The organism is Polynucleobacter sp. es-EL-1, assembly GCF_018687975.1.
Lineage (GTDB): Bacteria > Pseudomonadota > Gammaproteobacteria > Burkholderiales > Burkholderiaceae > Polynucleobacter.
Genome location: NZ_CP061310.1, coordinates 347,348 through 360,392, shown reverse-complemented (window position 1 = coordinate 360,392; position 13,045 = coordinate 347,348). Strand labels below are relative to the sequence as shown.

13 protein-coding genes are annotated in these 13,045 nt (G+C 45.7%); 5 read left to right on the top strand and 8 right to left on the bottom strand.

Translation table 11 applies throughout. From position 1 onward, the window contains the following. Positions 1–10: 10 nt before the first annotated feature. The 4 genes from FD974_RS01945 to msrP are packed head-to-tail and all read right to left on the bottom strand — an operon-like array spanning position 11 to position 3,125. Positions 11–949 (bottom strand): MBL fold metallo-hydrolase, encoded by a 939-nt coding sequence (locus FD974_RS01945; RefSeq protein WP_215365303.1) that lies wholly within the window; start codon positions 947–949, stop codon positions 11–13. Between the two features lies 1 nt (position 950). Further along, positions 951–1,529, bottom strand: coding sequence for a lipocalin family protein (locus FD974_RS01940; protein WP_215365301.1), 579 nt, complete (start codon positions 1,527–1,529; stop codon positions 951–953). Between the two features lie 15 nt (positions 1,530–1,544). Next, complete coding sequence (gene msrQ / locus FD974_RS01935) at positions 1,545–2,147, bottom strand: protein-methionine-sulfoxide reductase heme-binding subunit MsrQ (protein ID WP_215365299.1); 603 nt, start codon at positions 2,145–2,147, stop codon at positions 1,545–1,547. 9 nt (positions 2,148–2,156) lie between these two features. After that, positions 2,157–3,125, bottom strand: coding sequence for a protein-methionine-sulfoxide reductase catalytic subunit MsrP (gene msrP / locus FD974_RS01930; RefSeq protein WP_215365298.1), 969 nt, complete (start codon positions 3,123–3,125; stop codon positions 2,157–2,159). A gap of 161 nt (positions 3,126–3,286) precedes the next feature. Here msrP and FD974_RS01925 point away from each other — a divergent pair, with 161 nt between their 5' ends. Then, positions 3,287–3,934, top strand: a complete 648-nt coding sequence (locus FD974_RS01925; RefSeq protein ID WP_215365296.1) for an energy-coupling factor ABC transporter permease — start codon at positions 3,287–3,289, stop codon at positions 3,932–3,934. 115 nt (positions 3,935–4,049) lie between these two features. Here FD974_RS01925 and FD974_RS01920 read toward each other — a convergent pair whose 3' ends face one another. After that, complete coding sequence (locus FD974_RS01920) at positions 4,050–6,287, bottom strand: NADP-dependent isocitrate dehydrogenase (protein WP_215365293.1); 2,238 nt, start codon at positions 6,285–6,287, stop codon at positions 4,050–4,052. A gap of 248 nt (positions 6,288–6,535) precedes the next feature. Between FD974_RS01920 and FD974_RS01915 the strand changes: the two genes are divergently transcribed. Next, the gene (locus FD974_RS01915; RefSeq protein WP_215365291.1) at positions 6,536–7,726 is read left to right on the top strand and encodes an MFS transporter; all 1,191 of its coding nucleotides are present in this window, start codon (positions 6,536–6,538) and stop codon (positions 7,724–7,726) included. 6 nt (positions 7,727–7,732) lie between these two features. Here the strand turns inward: FD974_RS01915 and FD974_RS01910 are convergent, their stop codons facing one another. Continuing rightward, on the bottom strand, positions 7,733–8,749 hold the full coding sequence (locus FD974_RS01910) for a DUF6352 family protein (protein WP_215365290.1): 1,017 nt from the start codon (positions 8,747–8,749) through the stop codon (positions 7,733–7,735). Positions 8,750–8,821: 72 nt separating this feature from the next. Here FD974_RS01910 and FD974_RS01905 point away from each other — a divergent pair, with 72 nt between their 5' ends. Further along, positions 8,822–9,169, top strand: a complete 348-nt coding sequence (locus FD974_RS01905; protein WP_215365288.1) for an FKBP-type peptidyl-prolyl cis-trans isomerase — start codon at positions 8,822–8,824, stop codon at positions 9,167–9,169. A 71-nt stretch (positions 9,170–9,240) separates the two neighbouring features. Here the strand turns inward: FD974_RS01905 and FD974_RS01900 are convergent, their stop codons facing one another. Then, positions 9,241–10,107 (bottom strand): lytic transglycosylase domain-containing protein, encoded by an 867-nt coding sequence (locus FD974_RS01900; RefSeq protein ID WP_251374636.1) that lies wholly within the window; start codon positions 10,105–10,107, stop codon positions 9,241–9,243. Positions 10,108–10,689: 582 nt separating this feature from the next. Here FD974_RS01900 and FD974_RS01895 point away from each other — a divergent pair. Then, positions 10,690–11,706 carry a DNA/RNA non-specific endonuclease gene (locus FD974_RS01895; protein WP_215365284.1) on the top strand — a complete coding sequence of 339 codons (1,017 nt, stop codon included), beginning with the start codon at positions 10,690–10,692 and terminating at the stop codon, positions 11,704–11,706. 2 nt (positions 11,707–11,708) lie between these two features. Here the strand turns inward: FD974_RS01895 and FD974_RS01890 are convergent, their stop codons facing one another. Further along, positions 11,709–11,948, bottom strand: coding sequence for a DUF3820 family protein (locus FD974_RS01890; protein ID WP_215365283.1), 240 nt, complete (start codon positions 11,946–11,948; stop codon positions 11,709–11,711). Between the two features lie 178 nt (positions 11,949–12,126). Here FD974_RS01890 and FD974_RS01885 point away from each other — a divergent pair, with 178 nt between their 5' ends. Further along, entirely contained in the window at positions 12,127–13,041 is a 915-nt protein-coding gene (locus tag FD974_RS01885) for a DUF6662 family protein (protein WP_215365281.1), read from the top strand. Positions 13,042–13,045: the final 4 nt, after the last annotated feature.

Genomic DNA, 13,045 nt, shown 5'->3' with positions numbered 1-13,045 from the left:
CATTTGGTGGTTAATCTAGATTCACTAAGTAGTCATTTTCCACTTTGGCAGCATTAGCTTGCACGAGCGCTTGGAGTAGCCACTGCTCAAAATCGGCAGTACTCAGCTGAAGTTGTTTGCGCACATTCTCCAATATGGGTGTTTCTTCTATCCACTGACTGACCATCTCTAACTTCATCTTGCGCTGTTCAAGCAATTTAAATTTCAGCAAAACCTTAGCGCCATGTCGTGCATTGCGATTGGGGTCACCCGAAAGATAATCTAAACGGGCTTTGGCATGAGCAATAGCGCCATTCACATCAGTAAAAGGTTTGCCATGGCCAGGAATTACCAGTGCAGGATGTAAAGCATCAATCATTTCAATAGTGCTGCGCAATTCAGCAAAGCCACTCTCACCCCAAAGCTCTGGAAAAATAACACCAAAGCCATCCTCCCAAAGAGCATCCCCTGAAATCAGAATGCGGTGTTCGTCCTGATAAAACATGACAGAGTGATGATCATGACCGGGGGCAGCCAATACTTCCCACTGATAAGAGCCTAGCAACAATTTTTGGCCAGGATGTAAAACACTATGATGAATAAAACGAGGGCACTCTTGCCCCAGAGCGTGATAACTCAGTAGATCCTGATCCCAAGACGCAACGGCAAGATCATCGGCAATGGGTATGAGCACCTCACAGTCAAATGCTTGAAAAAGGGCGGCATTTCCGCCGCAGTGATCTGAATGTAAATGGGTATTGGCAATCTTATTCAGCGTAGATAAACCGTGGCTCTTTAGCGCGTGAGTCACTAAGCCGACAGTCTGCTCTTGATGCGTGCAATAGCCAGTATCTACCAACGACACATCTTGATCCCCATAAAGCAATATATTATTCGCTGATAACCACCCTCTCTCGAATATATCGATTCCAGGAGGAAGCAAAAAATCACCGATGCGCTTTGGGGTCATGCTACATTTTTTGTTGAGTAAGCTCTAATTTACGAATATCAAACTGCTGATCTTGTAAACGCTTTAATAGTGCGTCGTACACTGCTGCATCGAGTTGCGGAGATCTAGATAGAACCCAAAGATACTCGCGCCTTGGATCACTCACCACAGCGACTTGATATTGAGAGTCCAAATCGATCACCCAGTAGTCACCCCACACCAAGGGCAGAAATGATAGCCAGTCAGGCGCAAAACGCACCTCTAACTTCGGAGAATCTGACGCGCCCATTTGTCGTGCAGTTCCCTCAGCCTCACTTACCTCTCCACTAGCTGTTTTGCAGCTATTTAATACCTTCAATTTGCCATCATCTTTCAAGGAATAAACGGCCTTGGTATTGCTGACACATTTTTTCTGGAACCAATTGGGAAACTTGGCGATTTCATACCAAGTGCCGAGGTAGCGAGGAACATCAAGAGATGGAATCGTTTTAACGGGGATAGCCGCTGACTCCTGAGCACTTACCTGAGTGCTCACAAAGGCAATGGTAGTTGCACTTAAAAGAGATAAGAAAAAAAATCGGCTTGCAAAGTATCTAGGCATGAATGAATAGAAAAATTATGGAGTGAGTTTCAGAGAGAGGCGCTTGCGCACGTAAGGGATCCTACAAGATAACAGCATTATCACGATGAGTGCATAAATACTCACGGCGTCCAAATCGTTCTTCCCCGCCTTATGCCACCAATAATGCAAAATCACAGTGATAGCAATGAGATACACCATACGATGCAATTGAGCCCACCGACGTCCCAACTTTCTTTGCATCCAATGATTGGAGCTTAGAGCCAAAGGAATCAGCATGACAAAACTCAAAAATCCCATGGTAATAAATGGTCGTTTAATCACATCTTTACCCATTTCTAGTAAATTCCAGTCGAGATCAAGCCATAACCAGATACTGAAATGCAGACAGGCATAAAAGAAGCTAAACAAGCCCAACATTCTGCGGTACCGAATCCAAATCACCTGATTGGTCAATAAACGCAGCGGGGTCATTGCTAATGTCAAACAAAGAAAAACCAGCGCCCAGGTGCCAGTCGAGCGCGTAATCAATTCAATGGGGTTGGCCCCCAAGTCGTTAGTGAAACCGAGCCAAACTAAACGACCTAGAGGTAAAAGTGCTGCTAAAAAGATAAGAGGCTTGACTAGCGAGATCAGCATGTACCCAGATCAGTAGAATTTCTTTAAATCCATGCCGGTGTACATGCTGGCCACTTGATCTGCATAACCATTAAACATCTGGGTTTTAACCTTCGGAGCAAATATACCTGCACCTTTGGCATCACCAATCACACGTTCAGTAGCCTGGCTCCAGCGAGGGTGATCCACCAGTGGATTGACGTTAGAGTAAAAGCCGTATTCTCTGGCATCAAATTGACTCCAACTGGTCTTGGGCATCTCTTCTGTTAGCCGGATTTTGACAATTGACTTCGCACTCTTAAAGCCATACTTCCAAGGTACCACGATACGAACTGGAGCACCGTTTTGTTTGGGCAATGCCTCGCCATAGAGACCAAAAGTTAGGAGCGTCAATGGATTCATGGCTTCGTCTAAGCGCAGCCCCTCGCGATACGGCCATTCAATAATCTGACTTCTCAGTCCTGGCATTTGTTTGCGATCAGCCAATGAAATGAATTCCACATACTTTGCTGAACTTAAGGGCTGAACGTGATTGAGTAGCTTTGATAAAGAATAACCATCCCATGGGATAACCATCGACCAGCCCTCAACACACCGCATGCGATAGATGCGCTCTTCCATAGGCGCAAGTTTGAGTAAGGCATCCATATCCAGGGTAACTGGCTTTTTCACCAAACCTTCAATCGTCACAGTCCATGGTGTCGTTTGTAGAGTCTTGGCATAGGCAGCCGGATCTGATTTATCAGTTCCAAACTCATAAAAGTTGTTGTAGGTAGTGACGTACTTATAGCTCGTTGGCTCATCCTTCACGGAAAAATTAGGATTGAGAGTGGCTGCTAGCTTTTGTGGATTAGAGGCTAATGCATCCCTGGAGAACCAAGGAGCAAGAGCCAAGCCAAAAGCACCTGCAGCAGCAGATTTAATAAGCTCACGGCGATTTTCAAAAACCGCCTTAGGGGTAATTTCACTAGAAAGCAATTTTGGATCTTGGGAGCGCATAAAAACCTCGTTTATTTGGATTAGAAGCCAATAAAATTCTTTCTTATTCTCCTACTCTTATAGAATTATTGCTGGAACGCTATTAATTCAATAGGGTTAAAGCTGATTCCAGAGACCCTTTTGGGGGAGTTAAATAGGTTTTTATCCTTTATGGAGCCAATATGGCTTGGATTCTGACTGCATGCGCTATCTTTTTGCTGGGCGTCTATCAAAGTCGCCATGGCGTGCTTTTGCAGCCCCGTCTGCGAAACATCTTTGCAGTTTCAATCTTATTACTCGCTATTGCATGGAATATTCGCGCTGAACTTCCCAATAGCAATCTCAATAACTTTATTGATATCTCTTTACATTTCTTTGGAGCCTCTTTATTAGTAGCGTTATTCGGATTTTGGAGTGCGATCACGCTGCTGTTTATGGTGGCGCTCACCGGTATATTTACCTTCAGCACCGACCTAGTAGAAACGACTCGGCATTATATTTTGGTGAGCGTGATCCCGGCATTTTTTGCGATGTGTGTCATCAAGCTGATTCATCGATATTTGCCACGACATTTATTTATTCTTATTCTTGGTGATGGTTACATAGCCGCCTTCGTCAGCACGTTTGCAACGGGCATTTTGATTTATATCTTGCAACAAGCTTTTGATGTGAAATCCTTTAGTACTACAGATCCATTGGGTTGGTTTATGGGTCTTCTCATTTCTTCTTTTATGGAAGGCTCCCTATCAGGAATGCTACTGGCCATCATGGTGGTCTATAGACCTCAGTGGGTCAGTACCTATCAAGAAGATCAGTACATGAATGCTTAGATCCTCATACGATCTCTCACGACTCACTAGATGAGAAAAGAAAAAGGCAAACTAGATGTTTGCCTTTTTCAATACCGCACAGAGTAACTACACTCCGTTAAAACCTTAAGCTAGATTACGCCACTTGCGCATCCTTCAAGATGTTATTGAGCGTAGTACTTGGGCACATCACTGCCTTGAACTTAGCTTGATCGGGCATAAAGTAGCCACCAATATCTGCTGGCTTACCTTGTACCGCTTTGAGCTCGCCAATAATCTTCTGCTCATTCTCAGTCAAGGCTTTTGCAATCGGAGCAAAGTGCGCTTGCAATTCTTTATCTTCAGTCTGCTCAGCTAAAGCTTGAGCCCAGTACATTGCTAAATAGAACTGACTACCACGGTTATCCAACTCGCCAGTACGTGGGGATGGTGACTTATTGTTATCTAACAGTTTGCCAGTGGCTTCATCTAGCGTACGCGCCAATATCTTTACCTTCGGGTTACCGGTTTTATCGCCAATATCCTCAAGAGAAACCGCCAAGGCTAAGAACTCACCCAAAGAATCCCAACGTAAATGATTCTCCTCAACCAATTGTTGAACATGCTTAGGCGCAGAACCGCCTGCACCAGTTTCAAAAAGGCCGCCACCTGCCATCAAAGGCACAATAGACAACATCTTGGCACTAGTACCGAGCTCCATAATCGGGAACAAGTCAGTAAGGTAGTCACGCAAAATATTACCTGTCACAGAAATCGTATCCTTACCGCGAATGATGCGCTCTAAGGTGTAACGCATCGCGCGAGTCTGAGACATGATCTGTATGTCTACACCTGTTAAATCGTAATCCTTGAGGTAAGTCTGCACCTTCTTGATTAACTCGGCCTCATGTGGGCGATACTCATCTAACCAAAATACTGCTGGGGTATTCGACAAACGTGCACGATTGACTGCCAGCTTGACCCAGTCACGAATCGGGGCATCTTTCACCTGACACATACGCCAGATATCACCCTCCTCCACATTCTGCTCCAGCAATACCGTGCCGTCATCGGCAACAATACGAGCTACGCCCGCTTCAGGAATTTCAAAAGTCTTATCGTGTGAGCCATATTCTTCTGCCTGCTGCGCCATCAAGCCGACGTTTGGCACAGTGCCCATGGTGGTAGGGTCAAAATTACCATGCGTTTTACAGAAGTTAATCATTTCTTGATAGATACGCGCAAAAGTACTTTCTGGAATCACCGCCTTCGTGTCATGCAAACGACCATCCGCGCCCCACATCTTGCCGCCAACACGAATCATTGCTGGCATCGACGCATCCACGATCACATCGCTTGGTGAATGGAGATTGGTAATGCCTTTGGCAGAGTCCACCATCGCCAATGCAGGACGGTGCTCATGGCATGCATGTAAGTCTTGAATAATTTCTTCACGCTTGGATTCTGGCAACGTTTTGATCTTTTCATACAAACTACTCATTCCGTTGTTTGGATTAACACCTAACTCTTCAAACAACTTGCCATGCTTCTCAAAAGCATCTTTGTAGAAAATCTTGACTGCGTGGCCGAACACGATAGGGTGAGACACCTTCATCATGGTTGCCTTCACATGTAAGGACAACATCATGCCAGTCTTATAAGCGTCTTCGATTTCTTTTTCATAGAACTCGCAGAGAGCTTTTTTGCTCATGTACATGCTGTCAATAATTTCGCCAGCAAGCAAGGAGACCTTTGGCTTAAGAACAATGGTTTTGCCACTCTTTGTGACCAAGTCCATCTTCACGTCACATGCCTTAGTCATAGTCATTGACTTCTCACCTGCATAGAAGTCGCCACCATGCATATGCGATACGTGCGTCCGGGAGGCCTGGCTCCACACGCCCATGGAGTGAGGGTTCTTGCGGGCATAGCGCTTTACCGCATTGGGTGCGCGGCGATCGGAGTTACCTTCACGTAATACTGGGTTTACTGCACTACCCAAGCATTTAGAGTAGCGCGAGCGAATGGCTTTCTCAGCATCATTCTGAGGGTCTTCTGGGAAATCCGGAATCTTGTAACCCTTAGATTGCAATTCTTTAATAGCGGCAAGTAGCTGAGGAACGGAAGCGCTGATATTAGGCAACTTGATGATGTTGGTATCTGGCAATAAAGTCATGCGACCAAGCTCTGCCAAATTATCAGGAACCTTCTGCTCAGCAGTAAGGCAATCAGAGAACTCGGCCAAGATACGTGCCGCAACAGAAATGTCACTTTCTACAACCTGCACTCCAGCCGGTGCTGTAAAAGTGCGAATAATTGGCAGAAATGCGCAAGTCGCCAAAAGTGGCGCTTCGTCTGTTAGCGTGTAAATGATCTTTGATTTCTCTGAAGCCATCGATGTTTCCTCAATATTGGTAAATTTTAGGTATCGGCCTATGCCAAGACTCTCCCGCATCCGCACGTCACACTCAAAGCGCTTTTGGCTGCATCTCCTGTATTGATACGCGCCGGACCAAGACCACCATTTTAAATCATCGACCCCCATAATTTAGGCATATTTGGGCACCAAAGTAGTGGCAAAAACCTGTTTCGGGGGTTTTGATAAGCCAATCCCTGATCTAAATACCCCGTAAACTGCTGGTCATGACAAACAAGCACCCCCTGCTCAACCGCAATCTCGTACTCCTGATCCTGTGCCAGGGCTTGTTTTTAACCAATAATGTGACTTTTATAGCCATTAATGGGTTAGTTGGCCTCAGCTTGAGCCCGCAAGCCTGGATGGCGACATTACCCGTAATGGGCTATGTGCTTGGTGGCGCATTCTCTACCTCCATTGTGGCCAAAACTCAAAATGCGTGGGGTCGCAAGATCTCTTTTCAGCTGGGCCTTCTTGTTGCAGTCCTATCTGCGCTCCTCTGTGCATACGCCGCTATCTCCAAAAACTTTTGGCTTTTAGTTTTAGGAACCTTAATTGCAGGCTATTACAGTGCCAATGGACAGTTGTATCGTTTTGCCGCGGCAGAGCTGACCATCGCAAGTCAACGCGATAAGGCGGTCTCTTGGGTTCTCGCAGGCGGAATTTTGGGCGCTGTGATTGGTCCCAATCTAGCATCATGGACCCAAAATGTTTTTGATACCGCATTCTTAGGCGCTTATCTCGCTCTAGCAATTGCTGGATTCATCGGCATCATCGTCATGCAGTTCATCCACTTCCCCGAGGAGTTTCAATCGCAGCATTCGCTCTCGGCTGGCAGAGACCTCATGACTATTTTGCGACAGCCCGTCTTTATGGTCGCCATCATTGGCGCTTCCTTAGGATACGGAGTGATGAACCTCTTGATGGCTGCCACACCCTTAGCCATGCAAATCTGTGGGCTGCCATTTTCTGATACTGCGCTTGTGCTTGAGTGGCATGTGATTGGTATGTTTGCCCCCGGATTTTTTACCGGCTCTTTGATTCAACGATTTGGCACCCTCAAAATTATGGGGGTGGGCGTTGTTCTGAATTTAGTATGCATTGCGATTGCCTTAACTGGGGTCGACCTGCATCAATTTCTGATTGCATTATTTCTGTTGGGGGTAGGTTGGAATTTCCTATTTACGGGATCTACTTCACTTGCAATGACCGCGTATCGACCGGAAGAACGCGATAAAGCACAAGCGGCTATCAACTTCTTTGTCTTTGGCACGATGGCCTTCACCTCGTTTGGCTCTGGAGCCCTCATTACTTCTCAGGGCTGGACCTTCTTGAATATCGGCTCACTCTTTCCAGTACTCATTACTGGCGCAGCCTTAATCTGGTTAAGCGCTCAGAAAAAATCTACGAAAGCCTAAATCATCCTAGGACGCTTTTGCTAGCGGTAGGTTGAATAACAAGTTTTGAGGTTTTAGTTTGAGCTGCTTGTCATCATTCATCGCAATCGCCATATATACGGGCTTACCGACTAATGCATGAGCCACTGCTGCCTCGTCAATGAAATCCAAACGAAATAAGCAAATCACCTTTTGCAACTCTTCGGGATCTACCAACTCCTTGTTATAGAGTTTATTGAGGATCTCTGTAGCGCTGGCATCTAGACCCACATGCCATGACCATTTGGGATCTGTAATTTGCTGCATCGGAGTAATGCGCACCTGCACTCCCAAAAAATGCTCAATCCATTTTTCCAGAACACGGCAAAAATGGGTAATAGGTGGCTGACCAAAATTGAGCTGAACTGCAAAGTCATGGTCTTCACTTTTTTCCCAATAGAGATCAGCGTTTTCTTCATGCAGCACATCTAAGTCGATAGAGCGCATCGATAATGACTTACCTTTGAGAAGATCCATGATGTTGCCAGTCTCACCTGCTTGCGCATTGCGCGTGACAACCTCATCGTCCGCGCCCATCACTACACCATCTTCTAATACTGTAATTTTTTGGGTCCGAAAAAAGATCTCCCCCATTCGCGCATCTAGAGGATGACAGTCTTCGCCCAAAATATGTCGAATGAAAATCTGCGCCAATCCTGCAATAAATAAAGGGGGGACATCAACACCCTCACCCCTAAACAAACTCATATAAAAATTTTCTAGGGATGGGGCGGCGAGCAGCTTCTCGCGATAGCGCAACCAAACCCGATAGTTCTCTTGTATATCCTCATCAGCCATAGCCGAAATATCCCCCTCTGAGACCAGCAGGCGGGGATTTCCTAATAAACGTTGATGGAGAGCGCGCTCTGCCCCACAAGATTCGGGGACTAGATTTAATTCTGGTCGATACAGATAGGTTCTTAAAAAATCATCTGTCACCAACAGTTGATGATCCGGCCCAATGGCAAGGGTATTGTAGGTAGATTGCAGCCAGAAGTTTGTCATGTCGTTTACTTAAACAAAAAGATTTAGCTCAGAATATACTAGCCGTTCAATTTGAGCAGAAGAGGAAGAAATATGAGCGAATTACAGAAAATAGACACTGTTGTTGGTGAGGGTAAAGAAGCTGTTGCCGGCAATCATGTTGATGTTCATTACACAGGCTGGCTGTTTGATGAGAGTGCACCTGATCACAAGGGTCAGAAGTTTGATAGCTCCTTAGATCGTGGGCAGCTCTTTAGCTTTCCCTTAGGCGCTGGTCACGTTATTAAAGGCTGGGACTTGGGCGTTGCTGGCATGAAGATTGGTGGCAAACGTACCCTGATTATTCCTGCAGAGATGGGTTATGGCGCTCGTGGTGCTGGTGGTGTAATTCCTCCCAATGCTACGCTAGTCTTTGATGTTGAATTGCACGGCGTCAATTAAGAAGCTCTCTAGAAGTACTAAGGCCACTCATTGAGTGGCCTTTATTTTTCATACTCACATACGACTTCAAATTATGAGTGTAAATTTTTTCCGTTGAGGGTCAATTGATTGGCAGGTGCTGATAGGCAAAGAGTGATTAATTGATTTCTTTCTGCCATGACTTTGTCAGCATATCCGCCATCATGATCTAAATTGGCTGCGCCTACGTAATACTTCAAACCATTACGCAATGAACCGCCTGTGGCAATCAGATGCTTCAAAATATAAGCCCCAACTCGAATGTTGACTTCAGGCTTTACCGCATCCGTAGGCCCACCGTATAAAGCATATTTATCACTATGAATTGCAGTCATGACTTGCATCAAGCCTTCAGCACCAGCATGACTCTTGCTATGGGGATTGAAGTTAGATTCCACTGATATCACTGCCAGCAATAAAACGGGATCTATGTTCACTTCTTTAGCAATCAACACCGTATTGGAAACATACTCCTCGATTTTTCTGCGATCGAGCTTGTATTTCTTTTCAAAAAAATCAGCCACAGCACGTTGATTTTCCACGGAAGCCATCAATCTGGAATCCAACGCTAGTGGATCGATCTTGGAGGCCGGAATTTGGTCAGCAAGGTGCGAAATTGGCCTTACCTGAGAATGGGCAACTGCAGGCACGAGCAATGCCACTGTTTGTTTTTTAGCGGTAGCGAAGCCTTGCTGGAGAATATGAGCGGGTTCTGAGGGCTGATCCAGACTATCAAAGCCGTTTTTCCAAACCAACTGCCGCGCTTCATCTGGAAAGAGCACTCTAGCCAAGTCAAAGGCACCAGCCTGAGTACCGTTGCCAGATAACCAAAGCCCTACAATCATAAAAACAGAGATGATCAGCAAACCATGCATTACACGATTGACTGGAGCCCAAGCTTGCATCAATAAGGCCTTCATACTCAGCCTTGAGGACTGAGCATCATGCAATTGCAAGGCATTAAGGGAGAAACATTTAATCATTCATTTTGTTGCGCAACCTCATAAACACCGTATGACATTCATGTTGCAACGCAATAATTTAAAAACATGGCTCATCCTAAGAAGGTTCTTATATCAAGTCAAGAATATATAAGTCAATTTTCATAACTTTTAGATCTTACTTTGCGAATGACATGCAAGGAAATCAGGAAAAATGATATTTTTCTGATTAAATTCAATAACTTATATAAGTTAGTAGGTGCTTATTTCATATCATAAAAAAGGGTGGAAAATTTCATCTTTTTGCACTTTTTTGCACCCCATCCCAGCCAACTGCCCCGTATATCTAGTGTGCTGATCTCCCTTGATTCCTACGGGTAGTGTCTAGATCTTTGGAGTAGAACTTTTCAGGAGAAGCCTCTTTTCTTCTGACTGATCGCGATTACATGAATTGAAAACGACATCGAAACCTCGGTAAGTACTAGCTCTGGAGCTAACTTTAGGGGAAAACCCATCGAAGAGTTGGACGCCCAAAGTAAAGCTCCCCTACACTGATGGGCAATGAAATTACTCACTCACATTGCCGTTCTGATTTTGCTGGGGATGCCCCTCAGTGCCTCCGCCCTCTTTGATCAATGCAAGGCGCTATTCCCAAATCAGCTCACTCCCTCCACGAGTCAGCCTGGTAGAGATCTCTGTTTTGATGACTTCGCCATTTATTACTCACCACTGGATAAGAAGCCCATCTATACAGTGGAGCGCTTAAATGGGGAGGCTCTTCAAGGACCCAGGCCCCGTCGTAGCAATCAGTTCTATGAAGAGGCACGCTTACCCAGCCAAGAACGCTCTTTGCTGAGCGACTATCGAGATAGCGGTTTTGACCGGGGGCATAACGTTCCAGCGGGCGATATGACCACTGAAAGAGGGATGGCTCAATCCTTTTCTATGGCCAACATGATGCCGCAAGCTAGGCTTAATAATCAGGGAATTTGGGCAAAACGGGTTGAAGAGGCAACCCGCTTATATGCCAAGCGGTCAACTGGAGATATTTATGTCTTTACCGGATCTGCTGGAAGCTTGGGAAGCATTGGCAAAAGCAAGGTGACTATTCCAGCCCATCTCTATAAATTAATCTACGACCCGAGCAAACAATCTGCCTGGGCATACTGGGTTGACAATACCAACGAGGCGCAAGTCAGCCCTTTAATCTCCTACGCAGAACTTAAAAGCAGAACGGGGATTGATTTTCACCTAGCCGTTCAAGATGAAACAGCAAGGCCTTCGCAAGAAGCCTCACCCCCATCGACAGGAAAGCCCAAGGTCGGAAGCTGGTACCCCATCTTCTTTGATCAATTCTCTCCAGAAAAGATTGCAGCTCTCAATACCAACATCGCTGCCGGCAGGGTAGCTAGCGTTGAAGTTCAATATGACCACAACTTGGAGTTGGCCAAACAAATTGAACGTGCAATTACTTCAACTAAAAATATTCCAGTCGTCCTGACGCAAAATAGCCCACCACCGTCTAATGAGGTGAGCTATGAACGCAATCGAGTTATCGCCATCGTGCGTTCAAAATAATCTTAGTCCGCAATACGCATCTTCTGTAGTTGCGCCTTTGCAATAGGCTCAAGCAAGCCCCTCAGGCCATTGTGATCTAAGGTGTGCATCAACTCTAGTAATTGCCCAATCTCGCCCTTGGGAAAACCTTCGCGCGCAAACCAAGCCAAATAGTTTCCGGGCAGATCTGCTAGTGCGCGCCCCGCATGCTTGCCGAAAGGCATTTTCATTGTCACCAGCTTTTCAAGATCTTGTGGGCTCATGAAGATCGATCTTACAAGCTTTGGTATTGCTCGGGGATCTGCAAGCCTGTCCCGTTCAATTCATTAAGTCTATTGTGGTCATTTATTTAATGAGAATGATTCTCATCTGTAATGTATTATTAGGAATCATTCTCATTTAGAAATTTCCTTATTTACCCCTCATTACCCATAGGACATCATGAAATTGACTATCAAACGACTTGTTGCCTTTTGCATCATCTTGGCCGCTACCTTGCACTTCTCATTTGCTAATGCTGGGGAAGGAGTCTTTGGCTGGATCTATACCTTAGATTTGCAGCCCAAAGGCAAGCTGGAATTTGAGCAGCGCTTACAACTTAATCAAATACAAGCTGCCGGAACTTATGAGGCCTGGACCGCAAGAACGGAGTTGGAATATGGCCTTACTAATGATTTACAAATTGCGGGTTACATCAACTCCTACTATACGAACGCCAATCAAAATTACACCAATCCCGAAGCCTGCGGAGATGCTCCAAGTTGCACTGGCGGCTATGGGGTGCCCTCTAGTCATGATCCTGCCAATCGCTATCGCAAGAGCGGAATCGAAGGGGGCTCTCTGGAAGCAATTTATCGCATTACCAATCCCGTGACATCACCAGTTGGTGTAGGTTTTTATCTCGAGCCCACATGGGGAAGAAACAAAGATGAAATTGAAGCTCGCCTTTTACTGCAATCAAACTTTATTGATGACCGCTTGGTATTAGCCAGTAATGTGGTGGTTGCTAATGAGCGCCTCAAGTTTATTGAGAATGGCAATGTCCCAGAATCGATGTTAGATATTTTGGTGGGAGCCAGCTATCGTTTTGCCCCCAAATGGTCTGCTGGGGTAGAGGCCCGTTTCCATAATGATTACTCTGAACTCAATTTGCGTAATCAAGTCCAGCGCGCCACTTTTGTAGGTCCTAACGTGCATTACGCCGCGAAAGATTGGTGGGTCACTGGCGCCTGGCGCTATCAACTCAAGGGCGGCAATTGTATGGGTGGTGGTGAGGCTGAGTGCTCCAATGCCCGCGTTTGGGACAGTCACTCTGTCAATGAATTCATTGTCAAAGTCGGCTTCCCGTTGAACTAAGGAT

What these genes read in the sequence shown, in the direction of transcription:
- FD974_RS01945 (WP_215365303.1), bottom strand. Translation starts at nt 949, where the DNA reads ATGACCCCAAAGCGCATCGGTGATTTTTTGCTTCCTCCTGGAATCGAT.
- FD974_RS01940 (WP_215365301.1), bottom strand. Translation starts at nt 1,529, where the DNA reads ATGCCTAGATACTTTGCAAGCCGATTTTTTTTCTTATCTCTTTTAAGT.
- msrQ (WP_215365299.1), bottom strand. Translation starts at nt 2,147, where the DNA reads ATGCTGATCTCGCTAGTCAAGCCTCTTATCTTTTTAGCAGCACTTTTA.
- msrP (WP_215365298.1), bottom strand. Translation starts at nt 3,125, where the DNA reads ATGCGCTCCCAAGATCCAAAATTGCTTTCTAGTGAAATTACCCCTAAG.
- FD974_RS01925 (WP_215365296.1), top strand. Translation starts at nt 3,287, where the DNA reads ATGGCTTGGATTCTGACTGCATGCGCTATCTTTTTGCTGGGCGTCTAT.
- FD974_RS01920 (WP_215365293.1), bottom strand. Translation starts at nt 6,287, where the DNA reads ATGGCTTCAGAGAAATCAAAGATCATTTACACGCTAACAGACGAAGCG.
- FD974_RS01915 (WP_215365291.1), top strand. Translation starts at nt 6,536, where the DNA reads ATGACAAACAAGCACCCCCTGCTCAACCGCAATCTCGTACTCCTGATC.
- FD974_RS01910 (WP_215365290.1), bottom strand. Translation starts at nt 8,749, where the DNA reads ATGACAAACTTCTGGCTGCAATCTACCTACAATACCCTTGCCATTGGG.
- FD974_RS01905 (WP_215365288.1), top strand. Translation starts at nt 8,822, where the DNA reads ATGAGCGAATTACAGAAAATAGACACTGTTGTTGGTGAGGGTAAAGAA.
- FD974_RS01900 (WP_251374636.1), bottom strand. Translation starts at nt 10,107, where the DNA reads ATGAAGGCCTTATTGATGCAAGCTTGGGCTCCAGTCAATCGTGTAATG.
- FD974_RS01895 (WP_215365284.1), top strand. Translation starts at nt 10,690, where the DNA reads ATGAAATTACTCACTCACATTGCCGTTCTGATTTTGCTGGGGATGCCC.
- FD974_RS01890 (WP_215365283.1), bottom strand. Translation starts at nt 11,948, where the DNA reads ATGAGCCCACAAGATCTTGAAAAGCTGGTGACAATGAAAATGCCTTTC.
- FD974_RS01885 (WP_215365281.1), top strand. Translation starts at nt 12,127, where the DNA reads ATGAAATTGACTATCAAACGACTTGTTGCCTTTTGCATCATCTTGGCC.